General features: G+C 69.8%; 11 protein-coding genes. 3 read left to right on the top strand and 8 right to left on the bottom strand.

From position 1 onward, the window contains the following. Window positions 1-62 precede the first annotated feature (62 nt). The 6 genes from ABMY26_RS10765 to ABMY26_RS10790 form a co-directional block, all read right to left on the bottom strand. Window positions 63-791 (bottom strand): amino acid ABC transporter ATP-binding protein, encoded by a 729-nt coding sequence (locus ABMY26_RS10765; RefSeq protein ID WP_372396235.1) that lies wholly within the window; start codon window positions 789-791, stop codon window positions 63-65. Further along, complete coding sequence (locus tag ABMY26_RS10770) at window positions 778-1,428, bottom strand: amino acid ABC transporter permease (RefSeq protein WP_045585144.1); 651 nt, start codon at window positions 1,426-1,428, stop codon at window positions 778-780. Before ABMY26_RS10770 ends, ABMY26_RS10765 begins: the two co-directional genes overlap by 14 nt. Before the next feature lie 14 nt (window positions 1,429-1,442). Beyond that, window positions 1,443-2,111, bottom strand: a complete 669-nt coding sequence (locus ABMY26_RS10775) for an amino acid ABC transporter permease (protein ID WP_372396236.1) — start codon at window positions 2,109-2,111, stop codon at window positions 1,443-1,445. 21 nt (window positions 2,112-2,132) lie between these two features. Then, window positions 2,133-3,419: an alanine racemase gene (locus ABMY26_RS10780; RefSeq protein ID WP_372396238.1), complete on the bottom strand. Its 1,287-nt coding sequence runs from the start codon at window positions 3,417-3,419 to the stop codon at window positions 2,133-2,135. Window positions 3,420-3,707: 288 nt separating this feature from the next. Next, window positions 3,708-4,937: an ABC transporter substrate-binding protein gene (locus ABMY26_RS10785; protein ID WP_372396239.1), complete on the bottom strand. Its 1,230-nt coding sequence runs from the start codon at window positions 4,935-4,937 to the stop codon at window positions 3,708-3,710. 56 nt (window positions 4,938-4,993) lie between these two features. Continuing rightward, window positions 4,994-6,289, bottom strand: coding sequence for a hydroxymethylglutaryl-CoA reductase, degradative (locus tag ABMY26_RS10790; protein WP_372396240.1), 1,296 nt, complete (start codon window positions 6,287-6,289; stop codon window positions 4,994-4,996). 242 nt (window positions 6,290-6,531) lie between these two features. On the opposite strand from ABMY26_RS10790, the gene ABMY26_RS10795 reads away from it, so the two are divergent. Beyond that, window positions 6,532-7,908, top strand: a complete 1,377-nt coding sequence (locus tag ABMY26_RS10795; protein WP_372396241.1) for a PLP-dependent aminotransferase family protein — start codon at window positions 6,532-6,534, stop codon at window positions 7,906-7,908. A gap of 69 nt (window positions 7,909-7,977) precedes the next feature. Here ABMY26_RS10795 and ABMY26_RS10800 read toward each other — a convergent pair whose 3' ends face one another. Further along, window positions 7,978-8,769, bottom strand: a complete 792-nt coding sequence (locus tag ABMY26_RS10800) for a TonB family protein (RefSeq protein ID WP_372396242.1) — start codon at window positions 8,767-8,769, stop codon at window positions 7,978-7,980. 258 nt (window positions 8,770-9,027) lie between these two features. Here ABMY26_RS10800 and ABMY26_RS10805 point away from each other — a divergent pair, with 258 nt between their 5' ends. Both ABMY26_RS10805 and ABMY26_RS10810 read left to right on the top strand, forming a co-directional pair. Then, complete coding sequence (locus ABMY26_RS10805) at window positions 9,028-10,392, top strand: GH1 family beta-glucosidase (RefSeq protein ID WP_372396244.1); 1,365 nt, start codon at window positions 9,028-9,030, stop codon at window positions 10,390-10,392. A 101-nt stretch (window positions 10,393-10,493) separates the two neighbouring features. After that, window positions 10,494-12,320, top strand: a complete 1,827-nt coding sequence (locus tag ABMY26_RS10810; RefSeq protein WP_372396245.1) for an ABC transporter ATP-binding protein/permease — start codon at window positions 10,494-10,496, stop codon at window positions 12,318-12,320. A 24-nt stretch (window positions 12,321-12,344) separates the two neighbouring features. Here the strand turns inward: ABMY26_RS10810 and ABMY26_RS10815 are convergent, their stop codons facing one another. Beyond that, window positions 12,345-14,795, bottom strand: a complete 2,451-nt coding sequence (locus ABMY26_RS10815; protein ID WP_372396247.1) for a glucose/quinate/shikimate family membrane-bound PQQ-dependent dehydrogenase — start codon at window positions 14,793-14,795, stop codon at window positions 12,345-12,347. Window positions 14,796-14,808: the final 13 nt, after the last annotated feature.

Genomic DNA, 14,808 nt, shown 5'->3' on the forward strand with positions numbered 1-14,808 from the left:
GTCGTGGTCCGGCCCTTGGAGTGGGCCGGTGTTGGGAATCGGTGTTGAGGACCGGGGCGGGATCAGCGCACGGAGGCGATGAAGCTCTGCAGTTCGGGCGTGCGCGGATTGGCGAAGAGTTCGGCCGGCGGCCCCTCCTCCCAGACGCGGCCCTGGTGCATGAAGACGATCTTGGAGGCGACGTTGCGGGCGAAGCCCATCTCGTGGGTGACGAGCACCATGGTCATGCCCTGGCGCGCCATGTCCTCCATCACCTTCAGCACCTCGCCGACCAGTTCCGGGTCGAGGGCGGAGGTCACCTCGTCGAACAGCATCAGCTGCGGCCCCATGGCGAGGCAGCGGGCGATGGCGACGCGCTGCTGCTGCCCGCCGGAGAGCTGGGCCGGATAGGCGTCGATCTTGTCGGCCAGCCCGACGCGGGCCAGCACGTCGAGCGCCAGCGCCCTCCCCTCCGCCTTGGCGATCCGCTTGTTGAGGACCGGCGCCAGCGTGATGTTGCGCTCCACCGTCAGGTGCGGGAACAGGTTGAAGGCCTGGAAGACGATGCCGACGCGCTGGCGGAAGCCGCGCAGGTTCGGCATGTCGGTGCGCACCGGCTGGCCTGCGACCGTGATCTCGCCGCCGTCGACCCGCTCCAGCGCGTTGATGCAGCGCAGCAGGGTCGATTTGCCGGAGCCCGACTTGCCGATGATGGTGACGATCTCGCCCTCTTCGATGTCGAGCGACACCCCTTTGAGCACCTGGGTGGACCCATAGCTCTTGGTAACGTTTCGGATGTCAACGAGCGCCATTCAGACGGGCCTCCAGGGAACGCGCCCACAGGGTGAGCGGCAGGCAGGCGGCGAAATAGATCGCCGCGACGATCGAATAGACCAGCAGGGGCTGGAAGGTGGCGGCACTGACCAGCTGGCCGGCGCGGGCGAGTTCGACGAAGCCGACGATGGAGGCGAGCGAGGTACCCTTGATCAGCTGGACGAGGAAGCCGACGGTCGGCGGCAGCGCCATGCGGAAGGCCTGCGGCGCGATGACGTAGCGGAACTGGTGCCAGCCCGACAGGCCGAGGCAGGCGGCGGCCTCCCACTGCTCGTGCTTCACCGCCTCGATGCCGCCGCGCCAGATCTCGCCGAGGAAGGAGGCGGTGTAGACCGTCATGGCGATGCCGACCGCGACCAGCGGCGAGATCTCGACGCCGAGGAAGACCGGCATGCCGAAATAGAAGAACATCAGCAGGCCGAGCAGCGGGACGCCCTGGACCAGCTGGAGGAAGCCGATGGCGATCCAGCGCAGGGCCCGGCTCGCGCTGGTCCGCATCAGGGCGAGGCCCAGCGCCAGCGGACCGCCGAAGGCGAGCGCGATGACGACGAGGACCGCCGTCCATTGCAGGGCGCTGAACAGCGACAGGAAGTCGGCGAGGGAGAAGGAACGCATGGCCGGCGTCTCCGTCAGCGCCGTACCGGCCAGCGGAAGGCGAGATGCCCCACCGCGGCGAACAGCAGTTTGAAGATCATCACCAGGGCGAAGTAGATGCCGCAGATCACGGCATAGACCTCGAAGCTGCGGTAGGTGCGCGTCTCGATGAAGCCGCCGGTGTGGAACAGCTCCTCCGCCGAGATCTGCGAGGCGAGCGAGGTGCCGAGCAGCAGCAGGACGAACTGGCTGGTGAAGGCGGGATAGACGCTGCGCAGGGCGGGCGGCAGCACGATGTGGCGGAACACCTGCCAGCGCGAGAGCCCCAGGCACTGGCCGGCCTCGACCTGGCTGCCGGGGATGGACTCCAGCCCGGCGCGGACGATCTCGGTGCAGTAGGCGCCGAAATAGAGGCCGAGCGCGATCGCCGCCGCCTCGAAGGCGTCCATCCGCAGCCCGAAGCCGGGCAGCACGAAGAAGACCACGAACAGCTGGATCAGCGACGGCGTGTTGCGGATCAGCTCGACATAGCCGCGGATCGCCCAGCGCACCGGGCGCGGCCCGCCGCGCGACGCCGCCGCGCAGGTGACGCCGATGGCGGTGCCGATCGCCGCCGCGACCAGGGTCAGCAGCAGCGTGTGCAGCGTGCCGTCGATCAGCTGGTCCTGGTAGCGCCAGAGCTGTTGGAAATTCAAGGTCTGCATGGGGTATCGGGCCGCCCTGGGTCAGCCGAAGAAGGTGCGGTAGGCGGTGCGGACCCGGCCCCCGGCGTCGAGGCCGAACAGCACCCGCCAGCGGTCGATGCAGGTGCAGGGATGGGAGATGCCGAACTCGACGATGTCGCCGACAGCCAGATCCAGACCGTCCGGCACGGCGACGAAGGCGTGCTGGTCGTTCAGCCGGGTCACGCGCAGGCCGTCGGCGGAGAGCGCCGCGCCGTCGCGGTGGACCCGCAACGGCAGCGGCAAATCCTGGTCGAAGGAGGCGTCCCGCATGCCGAAGCCGCAGATGGCGAGGCCCGGTTCCGGCCGGCTCAGCACCTCCGCCCACAGGCGCAGGGCCGGGCGGAAGTCGCCCGCCGCCGCACCGCCGCAGGCAAATCCCCCACGGGCATCGAGCGCGCCGAGCGCGCGTTCATAGACGCCGTGGTCATGGAAGAAGATGGCGCCGCTGCGCAGCACCAGCGTGGCGTTGCCGTCGGCCGCGGCGACCGGCGCCAGACCGTCGACCACCATGTCGAAGAAGGCGGAGCCGCCGGCGGTGAGCAGCAGCGGCCGTTCCGGCTCCAGCGCGCGTACCGCCGCGAAGGCCTCCGCCGTGCGCTGCAGCAGGGCGGCGATGCTGGCGGCGGTCGCGGCCGGGTCGGAGGTGGCGGCGGCCCCCTCGTAGGTGGCGACGCCGTCGAGGACCAGCAGGCCGCGATGCCGGTGGACCGCGGCAAGGATCGCGTCCACCGCCGCCCGGTCGCGGGCGCCGCCGCGGCCCACCCCGACCTCGACCAGGACGGACAGCGGCCGGCCAGCGACGCGCGCCGCGGCGGCGAGCGTCTCGACGGCGGCGGGGGAATCGGCGAAGGCGCGCAGGTCGGCCGCGGGATGGACGGCGAGCAGCGCGCCCAGCCGCTCGCCGCTGGACCGGCCGCCGATCTCGTTGGCGAGGATCAGCCGGGTCACGCCGGCGCGCAGCAGGACTGCCGCCTGCTGCAGGTTGGCGACGGTGGCGCCCCAGGCGCCGGACTCCACCAGGCCGGCCGCGATCTGCGGCGCCATCGGCGTCTTGGCATGCGGGGCCAGCGCCACGCCATGGCGGCGCGCATAGGCGAAGATCAGGTCGCGGTTGGCGGCGAAGGCGTCCTCGTCGAGCGTCAGCACCGGCAGCGCCATGGTGCCCGCCGCCGGACGCCAGCCCATGGCGCCGACCTCGCGCAGCGGAAACGGCGCGGTCCCCGGCGGCACTCCCCGGATGCCGTCATCCAAACTGCTGTCGAGCAGCGCGTCGAGAAAATTGCTCATGAGGGGAAATCCTGATCAGCGGAACGGGGTGGAGCGACGACGGGAACGCCGAATGACAACGTTACCATAACGGTCCTTTTTGCAAATGACAACGTTGTCATTGCAGTTGGATGAAATTCCACCCTGCCGCGGCCTGTCCAGGCGCCCGCAACGCCCCGGAACGCAAAAAGCCGGAGCGATGCTCCGGCTTCCTCCCCGTCGGGCCTATGGACTCACTCGTTTCGCCGGGCCTCCGGACCCGCCCATTCATGGGCGGAGCCCGAAGAGAGCGCCATCACTTCCCCACCATCACTTGCCGACCAGCGGGCAACCGCCCTCGGACAGCGGGCGGAAGGCGTCGGGGCCGGGGATGGTCCTGACCAGCTTGTAGAAGTCCCAGGGGCCCTTCGACTCTTCGGGCTTCTTGACCTCGAAGAACAGCATGTCGTGGATGGCCCGGCCGTCGACCCGGACGCTGCCCTTGCCGAACAGCGGATCGTCGGTCGGCAGGTCGCGCATCTTGGCGGCGACGACCGTGCCGTCGGTGCTGTCGGCCGCCTTGACCGCCTTCAGGTAATGCAGCGCGCCGGCATAGACGCCGGCCTGGTTGCCGGTGGGGCGGCGCCCGTCCATCCGGGCGGCGAAGCGGTCGGCGAAGGCGCGGGTGCCGGGGTTCAGGTCCCAATAGAAGGCTTCGGTCAGGTACAGCCCCTGCGCGTCCTTCAGCCCGACGGCGGCGACGTCGCTCAGCTGCATCAGCAGCGCGGCCAGACGCTGGCCGCCGCCGGTGATGCCGAATTCGGTCGCCTGCTTGACCGAGCCGATGGTGTCGCCGACCGCGTTGGCGAGCCCGATGATCTGGGCGCCGCTGCCCTGCGCCTGCAACAGGTAGGACGAGAAGTCCGACGCGTTGGGCGGATGGCGGACGCTGCCGACGATGGAGCCGCCCAGCGCCTTGACCACCGCCGAGGCGTCGCGCTCCAGCGCGTGGCCGAAGGCGTAGTCGGCGGTCAGGAAGAACCAGCGCTTGCCCCCGGCCTCCGTCACCGCCCGCGCCGTGCCGTTGGCGAGCGCCCAGGTGTCGTAGGTCCACTGGACGGTGTTGGGCGAGCATTTCGGCCCGGTCAGCTCGGTGGTGCCGGGACCGGACGCGATGAACACCGCCTTGGACTTGCGCGTCACCTCGTTGACCGCCAGCGCCACCGACGAGAAGGGCACGTCCAGGATCGCGTCGACATTGTCCTGGTCCAGCCAGCGGCGCGCAGTGGCGGCACCGATGTCGGGCTTGTTCTGGTGGTCGGCGTGGATGACCTCGATGGTGACGCCGGGCAACTCCTTGGCGAAATCCTCCGCCGCCAGCTCCGCCGCCACCACCGATCCCCGGCCGGTGCTGTCGGAGGCGAAACCGCTCATGTCGGTCAGCACCCCCAGCTTCACCCGGTGGGACGCGATCTCGGCCGATGCCGGCGCCGCGCCGATCAGCAGGGCGACGAGGCTCGCCGCGGCCGTGCCGGCCAGCGTGTTCACGGTCTTCAACATACCCTTCCTCCCCTTATGTCTTTCTTTGTGCCCGTCGCCGTCGCGCGCCGGCGCCATCAGCCGCCGGTCCCGCGCAGGTCGCCCAGCACCGCCTGGGCGACATCCTGGCGCACGGTGCCGCGCTCGACCAGGATGGCGGCGACGCGGTCGATCTCCTCGCCGACGGCACCGGCCATCATCGCGATGTTCTGGGCATGCAGGGCCATGTGGCCCTTCTGGATGCCGGTGGTCGCCAGCGCCTTCAACGCCGAGAAGTTCTGCGCCAGCCCGACCGCGGCGATGACGCGGGCGAGGCGTTCGGCGCTGGTGACGCCGAGGATCGCCAGGCAAGCCTGCGCCGTCGGATGGGCCTTGGTGGCGCCGCCGATCAGCCCGACCGCCATCGGCAGCTCGATGGAGCCGCTGAGCTGCCCGTCGGCGGTCACCTCGAAGCGGGTCAGGCTGCCATACTGGCCGTTGCGGGCGGCGTAGGCATGGGCGCCCGCCTCCACCGCGCGGGTGTCGTTGCCGGTCGCCAGCACGACGGCGCTGACGCCGTTCATGATCCCCTTGTTGTGGGTGGCGGCGCGGTAGGGATCGGCGGCGGCGAAATGATAGGCGCTGACGATGCCGTCGCGCACAGCCTCGCCGCCGATCCGGTCGAGCGGCCACACCGCATGCGCCCGGGCCAGCCGGCGGTCGGCCAGGTTGGACAGGATGCGCAGATAGACCCGGCCGCCGGTCCATTCGGCGATGTGCGGGGCCAGCTTCTCCGCCATGCTGTTGACCGCGTTCGCGCCCATCGCGTCGCGGGTGTCGACGATCAGGTGCGTCACCAGCATCGGCCCGCCCTGGCTGTCGAGCACCCGCACCTCGACGTCGCGGAAGCCGCCGCCGAAGGACAGCAGCACCGGATCGCAGCCGTCGCAGACCGCCTTGATCTCGTCGCGGTGGCCGAGGATGCGCAGGCGGGCGGCATGGGGGTCGGCCACTTCGACCGCCTGGATCTGGGCGATCATCAGCGTGCCGGACATCGAGGTGGTGAAGCCGCCGGCGTCATAGCATTGCCGGGCCGCGTTGCAGACCGCGGCGACGACCGACGATTCCTCGGTCGCCATCGGGATCAGCAGATCCTCGCCGTCGATCTTCATGTTGGTCGCGATCCCCAGCGGGATGTTCATCGACCCGACGACATTCTCGACCAGGCGGTCGGCGAGGCCCAGGTCGAGGTTCCCGGTGTCCGACAGCCGCGCGGCGGCGGCGGCGTCGAGGCCGGCGAAGTCGGCGACGATCGCCAGCCGCTCGGCCGGCGACTTCTTGTGGAAGCCGGAGATGCGGGAATTGCGGGCTGGATTGCGGGTGGGGCTGGTCATTCCTGAACCCTGTCATGCGCTTCGCGGATGCGTCCCGCCCTCCGGCGCCGCGCGTGGCGGCGCGCGAAAAAGGGCGGAACGATGTCGGATGCCGGTGGAACGGGACAGTGCGGGCCGATCCCGCCGATGCCGTTCGTATGCGCAATGATCAGTGATGCGAAGGGACGGGACAAGGGACAGTTTGCCAAAATCTCCGGGACACTGTACCAGCCTGTTCGGTGGGACACCGGAGCGGGGATGCGATGACGCGGGTGGGCAGCATCGTCGACAAGATCGCCGGGTTGATCGGCGACGGCCTGTTGAAGCCGGGGGAGCGCCTGCTGTCGGTGCGGGCCGGTGCCGTCGAGCATGGCGTCTCCAAGAACACGATGGCCGAGGCCTATGACCGGCTGGTGGCGCTGGGCCATGTCGAGGCCAAACCGGGGGCCGGCTATTACGTCGCCCGCGTCCGCCGCGCGGCGGCCGGCCAGCAGTCGGCCCATGTCGCCGAGGCTGTCGATTTCGTGTCGCTGCTGCGCGAGCAGCTGGTGCAGAGCTATGCCGTGCGCATCGGCGACGGCCGGCCGCCGCCGTCCTGGATGGAGCGCTTCGAGGTCGGCGGCCACCCGCGCTTCCTGGCGGCGGCCCGCGGCCTGGGGCCGGAGCACGGCTACGGCTCGCCCTGGGGGTTCCTGCCGCTGCGCGAGCGGCTGGCGCTGACGCTGGGCGAACGGTCGATCAAGGCGGCACCCGACCAGATCCTGCTGACCCAGGGCGCTAACCACGCGCTCGACCTCGTCGCCCGCCAGATGCTGGAGCCGGGGGACACCGTGCTGGTCGACAGCCCCGGCTACTACCCGCTGTTCGGCAAGCTCCGGCTGTCGCGCATCGCCATCGTCGGCGTCCAGCGGCGCCATGACGGCCCCGACCTCGACGATTTCGCCGCCAAGGCCGCCGCCCACAGGCCGAAGCTGTTCTTCACCCAGTCGCTGGCCCACAACCCGACCGGCGGCTCGATCACGCCGGCCGTCGCCCACCGGCTGCTGCGGATCGCCGACCAGCATGGCCTCTACGTCGTCGAGGACGATCCCTTCGCCGACGTCCTGCCCGCCGCCAGCCCCAGGCTCGCCGCGCTCGACCAGCTGGAGCGGGTCATCTATGTCGGCACCTTCTCCAAGACCCTGTCGGCCAGCCTGCGCGTCGGCTATGTCGCGGCGAAACGCCCGCTGATCGACCGGCTGTGCGACGTGAAGATGCTGACCGTCGTCAGCACCTCCGACTATGTCGAGCGGATCGTCTACGCCTTCATCGCGTCGGGCCAGTATCTGCGCCATCTCCGCCGGCTGAAGACGCTGATCGCGGAGCATACGGAAAAGGCGACGCTGGCGCTCACCCGCATCGGGGTCCGGCTGCCGCCGGCCGCCCCCGGCGGCTATTACCTGTGGGGCGAGCTTCCCGGGCACATCGACGAGGTGGAGCTGGTGCGCCAGGCCGCGGAGCAGGGAATCTTCCTGGCGCCCGGCACGCTTTTCCTGCCGGCGCGCACGGCGACCGCGCCGGCGATGCGGATCAACATCGCCTATGCCGACGATCCCCGCTTCACCGCCTTTCTCGGCGACCGTCTCGGCCAGCAGGACTGACTGGCCGGGAGCGGCATCAGGGCCGGCGCCCGCCCGGTCCGGCGGCGCATTGCTGTTTATCAGGAAGCCCTAATCCAGCTTGTAATTCAAGTTAAGCGTCATATCGATCCGGTCGGTTTTGAAAGCCGCGGGGATGGGAGGGAAGGGAGAAGAGCGCCGGATCGTTTCCTTGGCAGCGCGGTCGAGGATCTCATGACCGGAACCCTGGGCAATCGCGAGTTTCTTTACCTTGCCATCGGCCATAAGGAGGAAGCGTATGGCGACGGTGCCTTCCATTCGTGCCCGTTGGGCTTCCGCAGGATAGATTCTGTTGCGGACGATCAGGGTCTGGATAAGTCCGGCATACTCATTCTTCACCTGTTCCGGAGGCGTCTTCGCAACGGCATCGGATGGCGGAGGAGACGATTGTGCGACATGCGACAGCCTGGCCTGCCCCGGTTTGGCCTCCATGGGCTTGGCTGTCACGGATTCAGGGGGTGGCCGATGTGTCGCGGCGGCCGGCTGCTTTACGGTTACGGGTTGCTGCGCGGGCAGGGCGACAGCATCCAGGATCGCCTGAGGACGAGAGGCCTGCGCCGCCGGTTCGTCTGCAGGCGACGGAATAGCGGCCGCGGCAGCGCCTTCCGCCTTCGATGTCGCCACCGGCTGTTGCGGACCATGTGAGGTATTTTCCGGTGCGACGAAGGTGACATCGACCGGGGACTCGGGTGCATGCAGCACGGCAGGCGCACCGAATCCCGTGAGCAGAAGGAGGATGCCGGCATGCAGGGTCGTGGAGACCAGAAACCCCCACCGGGTCGTGGTTGCAGGATCTTCTGATATGCCGGGCTGGTCGCTCCGGCGCAGGTCGAAGTCGCTCATGGTGGAACCCCCTGTTCGCTGCAACGCCCTGGGGCGAGCGTCATGTGTGGATGAACCTTCTTTGCGCGAAGTTATTCCCTGTGATTCGCCCGCCGGGAAATTGCGGTGGATTGGATTGGCCCCCCAGCGCGCCGGCCCCGTTACGACCGCGCCTGCGCCACCGCGTCGCGCCCGGACCGATCGTATGCTTGTCCCATAGCGAAGGGCGGGCGGCTGCGTCATGCTGGGGAAAACGAACCACTCCATGGGAGGATAGGAATGGACAGCTTCAGCCAGCCCGTGTCCCTGGCCGACGACGCCAAGCCGCTGAGCTTCCCGCCCGATTTCCGCTGGGGGGCCTCGACCGCCGCCTACCAGATCGAAGGGGCGGTTGACGCCGACGGGCGCGGACCTTGCGTCTGGGATACCTTCACCGCCCAAGGGCGAATCATGGACGGCAGCAGCGCCGCCGTCGCCTGCGATCATTTCCACCGCTACGCCGAAGACATCGCGCTGATGAAGGCGGCGGGCTTCGACAGCTACCGCTTCTCCATCGCCTGGCCGCGCATCCTGCCCACCGGCACCGGGACGGTGGAGACGCGCGGCCTCGACTTCTACGACCGGCTGGTCGATGCGCTGCTGGAGGCGGGGATCACGCCGATGGCCTGCCTCTACCATTGGGACCTGCCGCAGCCGCTGGAGGATGCCGGCGGCTGGCAGGGCCGGGAGATCGTCGGCCCCTTCGCCGACTACGCCCGCATCGTCACCGCCCGGCTGGCCGACCGGGTCAAGCATTGGATGATGCTGAACGAGCCGAACGTCGTCGCCATCTTCGGCTATGGCGTCGGCGAGCATGCCCCCGGCCACCGGCTGGGCGAACAGGGCATCCTGCGGGCGCTGCACCACCAGAATCTGGCGCAGGGGGCGGCGCTGCGCGCCATCGCGGCGGAACGGTCCGGCCTGACGCTGGGCACCGTGCTGAACCTGCAGCCGGCGGTCGCCGACAGCGACCGGCCGGAGGATGTCGCGGCGGCCGCGCGCTGGGATGCGGTGTGGAACCGGGTGGCGCTGGACGGGCTGATGCGCGGGGAGATCCCGGCGCTGCTGGCCGACCGGATGGCGGAGTTCGTTCTGCCCGGCGACACCGAGGCGATCCGCTACCCGATCGACCTGCTGGGCATCAACTACTACTCGCGCATGACGATGAAGCACGAGGCCGGACGGCCCTTCGAGGTCGGCTGGGGCGAGGCGCAATGCCGGCGCTGGACCGGCATGGCCTGGCCGGTCCAGCCGGAGGGGCTGTATGACCTGTTAACCGAACTGCGCACCGATTACGGCAACCCGGCCGTCTTCATCGCCGAGAACGGCTGCGCCTATGACGACGTGGTGACGCCGGACGGCCAGATCCACGATGCCGAGCGGGTGCTGTTCTACCGCGAGCATCTGGAATCGGTGGCGCAGGCGCTGGCCGACGGCTGCAACGTCACGGGATATCTGTGCTGGAGCCTGCTGGACAATTTCGAATGGGCCTTCGGCCTGTCGAAACGCTTCGGCATCGTCCGCGTCGATTACGACACGCTGAAGCGCACGCCGAAGGACAGCTACCGCTTCCTCGCCGAGGTCGTGAGAACCGGAAGGCTTTAACCGTTCCTTCGCCCCTGACCCTGTACTTTTGTCACAGCAGGTCCTATTCGTTGGTTATACGGATGGTGAAGAGTCGAGGGCGCAAGCCCGGGATGGGCGGCATGAGCGAAGGCACTGGCGGAAACGGCACGGGCAGCAGCCAGGGCGGCGGCGCCCCCGGCTTCGCCCGCCGCTTCCTGGCGCTGGCGGGCGGGTACTGGCTGGGGCGGACGCGCGTCACCGTGTGGGCGCTGACCGTGGCGCTGGTGGTGCTGACCATCGGGCAGGTGTCCATCCCCGTCCTGATCAACCTGTGGAGCGAACGGCTGTTCGACGCGCTCGAACAGCGCTCGATGGACCGGTTCCTCACCATGATCGGCGTGGTCGGGCTGATCATCGCCTACAACATCGTCATCGTCGTGCTGCATCTGCGGGTGAAGCGGCGGCTGCAGATGGGGTGGCGCGACTGGCTGACGCGCAAGCTGCTGGAGGACTGGCTGCGCCGCGGCCGGCACCACCAGATCGCCTACATGCCGGGCGAGCACGACAACCCCGACGGCCGCATCGCCGAGGACATCCGCATCACCGCGGAAATGGCCATCGACCTCGGCCATTCGCTGACCTACTGCGTGCTGCTGCTGATCAGCTTCACCAACATCCTGTGGATGCTGTCCGGCACCCTGTCGGTGACGCTGATGGGGACCGAGCTGTCGGTGCCGGGCCATCTGCTGTTCGTCGCGCTGCTCTATGCCGCCATGGGCACGACCATCGCCATGCTGATCGGCCAGCCGCTGGTCAACGCCGTCAACCGCCGCCAGGGCTATGAGGCCGACTTTCGCTTCGCTCTGGCCCGCATCCGCGAGAACGGCCAGACCATCGCGCTGCTGCATGGCGAATCGGCCGAGCGCGGGCATCTGAGCGGCCTGTTCGCCGGGGTGGTTCGGGGTTGGGACCGCCAGACCCGCGCCCTGAGCCACATGATGGTGTTCAGCGCCAGCTATTCGGTGCTGTCGGCCGCCTTCCCGATCCTGGTCGCCGCGCCGCGCTACATCGCCGGCACCATCACGCTCGGCGTGCTGATGCAGACGGCGCAGGCGTTCCAGCAGACGGTCGGGGCGCTGTCCTGGCCGATCGACAACCTGCCGCGCGTCGCCGAATGGCGTGCCTCGGTGGAACGGGTGCTGAACCTGCACGAGGCGCTGCTGCGGCTGGACCGCGACGTCTGCGACGTGGCGGACGGCCATATCCAGGTCGAGCGGTCGGACGAACACAGCAGCCTGACCTTCCGCGGCGTCGCCATCGAGGAGCCGAACGGCGTCGAGGTGGTGCATCCCTTCGACCTGGAGGTGAAGCCGGGCGACCGCGTGCTGATCGTCGGCGACGCGACGGCGACCATCCGGCTGTTCCGCGCCGTGGCCGGCGTCTGGCCCTGGGGCCGCGGCCGCATCACCCTGCCGGCCCACACCCGCGTCTTCTTCATGCCGGAGCGCCCCTACCTGCCCCATGTCAGCCTGCGGGCGGTGCTGGGCTATCCCGGCCCGGCCTCGTCGGTGGAGGACGCCCAGGCGGTGGATGCGCTGGTCCGCGTCGGCCTGCCCGATCTGGTCGGGCGGCTGGACGACGTCGACCATTGGGATGGCATGCTGTCGGTGCCCGAGCGCCAGCGGCTCGGCTTCGCCCGCCTGCTGATCCGCCGCCCCGACTGGATCTTCCTGGAGGACGCCACCGACAGCCTCGACCCCCCGGCGGAGGAGGAGCTGCTGACGCTGATGGAAACCGAGCTGCCGCACGCGACCCTGCTGACCATCGGACATCATGCCGGGCTGGTCGCCCACCATGGCCGCAAGCTGGTGCTGGAACGCACCAACGGCGCCGTCACCCTGCGCGAGCAGATGCCCGAAGACGCTGAAGCCACCGGACCGCTGCCGATTGCGGAGAGCGCGGCGTAAGGGGGGGTGCGAAGCCCCCGCCCCTCACTTCGGCAGCGCATAGGCGATCACCGCATCGCCGCCCTTGGTCCCCAGCGAGCCATGCCCGCCGGCCGCCACCAGCACATATTGGCGGCCGTCCTCGCCCTGGTAGGTCATCGGCGTCGCCTGCCCGCCGGCCGGCAGGCGGCTTTCCCACAGCTGCCGGCCGGTGGAGACGTCATAGGCCCGCACATAGTAATCGATGGTGCCCGACAGGAAGGCCACGCCGCCCGCGGTCACGACCGGCCCGCCCAGGTTGGGCACGCCCATGCGGAAGGGCAGCGGGATCGGCGAGGCGTCGAGGGTGGTGCCGTTCTTGTGCTTCCAGACGGTCTTCCCCGTGGTCAGGTCGGCGGCGGCGACATATCCCCAGGGCGGCGCCTGGCAGGGCAGCCCCAGCACCGAGACGAAGGGCGCCAGCTTCACCGCGAAGGGGGCGCCGAAATTCTCGTTCAGCGCCGGCAGGCTGTACTGCGGCCGTTCGTTGCCCTGCACATACTGGGTGCGGTCGTCCTGGCGCGGCACCAGCTGCGAGACGAAGGCGAGATATGTGGGCGTGGTGAAGGCGATCTGGCGCCGGGGATCGACCGCGACGCCGCCCCAGTTGAACACGCCGAAATTGCCGGGATAGACCAGGGAGCCCTGCAGGGACGGCGGGGTAAAGCGCCCCTCGTAGCGCAGCCGCTTCAGCGCGATCCGGCAGGCGAGCTGGTCGAACATCGTCGCCCCCCACATGTCGGCCCCGGTCAGCGGCGGCGGGTCGTAGGACAGGGCGGACACCGGCTGGGTCGGGGCGGTGCGGTCGCCCTCCGCCGCCCCCTGCGGCGCCGGCTTCTCGGTCACCGGCAGCACCGGCCGGCCGGTGCGGCGGTCGAGCACGAACAGCTCGCCCTGCTTGGTCGGCTGGACCAGCGCGGGCACGCTCATGCCGTCGACGGTCAGGTCGATCAGGCTTGGCTGCGCCGGCACGTCGTAATCCCACAAATCGTGATGAACGGTCTGGAACACCCAGCGCACCCGGCCCGTCGCCAGATCGAGCGCCACGACGGAGGAGGAGAAGCGCTCGACCTCCGGGCTGCGGTTGCCGCCCCACTGGTCGGGCGGCTGGTTGCCGAGCGGCACATAGACCATGCCCAGCGCCTCGTCGACGCTGGCGATCGACCAGCTGTTGGGCGAGTTGACGGTGTAGGTCTGCCCCTCCGGGATCGGGGCGGTCAGGTCCGGCTTCGCCGAATCCCAGTTCCACACCAGGGCGCCGCTGTCGACGTCGAAGGCGCGGACGACGCCCGACTGTTCCCTGGTCGAGACATTGTCGAGCACCGTGCCGCCGACGACGATCAGGCCGGCGGTCACCACCGGCGGCGATGTCGAGTAATAGGCGCCCGGCCGGACGTTCGGCATGTTGGCCCACAGATCGACCTCGCCGTTCCGGCCGAAGCCGGTGCAGACCGAGCCGTCCTCCGGATCCAGCGCCACCAGACGTCCGTCGGCGGTCGGCATGAACAGCTTGGCGGCACAGCTGCCCCCGGCCGCCGGAGCGGCGGCGGCCTGCGACGCCGGGTGGTAGGACAGGCCGCGGCAGGTCAAATGCTGCAGGGCCAACTGCGTCGGGTCGATCTTCAGGTCGCGCCGCCAGACCTCCTTGCCGGTGGTGGCGTCCAGCGCGATGACATGCTGGTGGGGCGAGCATAGATAGAGGCGGTTGCCGATCTTCAGCGGCGTCACCTCGAAGGTGGTTTCCTTGGGGTCGCCGGGCTGGCCGCGCAGGTCGCCGGTGCTGTAGGTCCAGGCGACCTGGAGCCTGTCCACATTCTGCGGCGTGATGCCGGTCAGCGGCGAATAGCGCTGCCCGTAGCCGGTGCGGCCATAGGCGTGCCAGTCGCCGTCCGGCACCGCCCCTCCCTGTGCCGCCCCTCCCTGCACCGCCGGATCGGCCCCGGCCGCCGCCATCTGCCCGGCGGGCGGGACGACCCCCTCGATCCGGTGCGGGTCGGTGAACCAGGAGGCGACGCCGACCGCCAGCACCACCGCCAGCGACGCGGTCAGCGCAAGGCCGGTTCCGCGGAACACCCCCACCGGATAGGCACCGGGCGCGGGTTCGCCGGCCATCGGCTGGCGCTCGCCCAGGCGGCGGGTCACCCAGGGCGTCAGCAGCAGGAACCCGACCACCGCGACCACGTCGCCGCGTGCCGACAGCGGCCACCAGTCCAGCCCGGCTTCCCACAGCGCCCAGACCAGCGTGCCGGCCACCAGCAGGGCGTACACCGCTAGCGCCGCCGGCGACCGCCTGGCCTGCAGCGCCGCCGTCCCCAGGAACGCCAGGCCGGCGAGGGCATAGTACCAGGAGCCGCCCAGCAGGATCAGCCACAGGCCGCCGCCCAGGGCGCCGAGCCCGAGAATCGCCAGCAGGATTGTCATCGCCCAGAGGGCGACGCTTCGTTCGGAATGTTCCATGGCACGTCCTCGA

It is taken from the genome of Azospirillum sp. HJ39 (assembly GCF_041507355.1).
GTDB lineage: Bacteria > Pseudomonadota > Alphaproteobacteria > Azospirillales > Azospirillaceae > Azospirillum > Azospirillum thiophilum.

Excerpts from the sequence above, each read along its gene's own strand:
- ABMY26_RS10785 (WP_372396239.1), bottom strand. The coding sequence starts at position 4,937 with ATGTTGAAGACCGTGAACACGCTGGCCGGCACGGCCGCGGCGAGCCTC.
- ABMY26_RS10765 (WP_372396235.1), bottom strand. The coding sequence starts at position 791 with ATGGCGCTCGTTGACATCCGAAACGTTACCAAGAGCTATGGGTCCACC.
- ABMY26_RS10815 (WP_372396247.1), bottom strand. The coding sequence starts at position 14,795 with ATGGAACATTCCGAACGAAGCGTCGCCCTCTGGGCGATGACAATCCTG.
- ABMY26_RS10805 (WP_372396244.1), top strand. The coding sequence starts at position 9,028 with ATGGACAGCTTCAGCCAGCCCGTGTCCCTGGCCGACGACGCCAAGCCG.
- ABMY26_RS10770 (WP_045585144.1), bottom strand. The coding sequence starts at position 1,428 with ATGCGTTCCTTCTCCCTCGCCGACTTCCTGTCGCTGTTCAGCGCCCTG.
- ABMY26_RS10780 (WP_372396238.1), bottom strand. The coding sequence starts at position 3,419 with ATGAGCAATTTTCTCGACGCGCTGCTCGACAGCAGTTTGGATGACGGC.
- ABMY26_RS10800 (WP_372396242.1), bottom strand. The coding sequence starts at position 8,769 with ATGAGCGACTTCGACCTGCGCCGGAGCGACCAGCCCGGCATATCAGAA.
- ABMY26_RS10810 (WP_372396245.1), top strand. The coding sequence starts at position 10,494 with ATGAGCGAAGGCACTGGCGGAAACGGCACGGGCAGCAGCCAGGGCGGC.
- ABMY26_RS10790 (WP_372396240.1), bottom strand. The coding sequence starts at position 6,289 with ATGACCAGCCCCACCCGCAATCCAGCCCGCAATTCCCGCATCTCCGGC.
- ABMY26_RS10775 (WP_372396236.1), bottom strand. The coding sequence starts at position 2,111 with ATGCAGACCTTGAATTTCCAACAGCTCTGGCGCTACCAGGACCAGCTG.
- ABMY26_RS10795 (WP_372396241.1), top strand. The coding sequence starts at position 6,532 with ATGACGCGGGTGGGCAGCATCGTCGACAAGATCGCCGGGTTGATCGGC.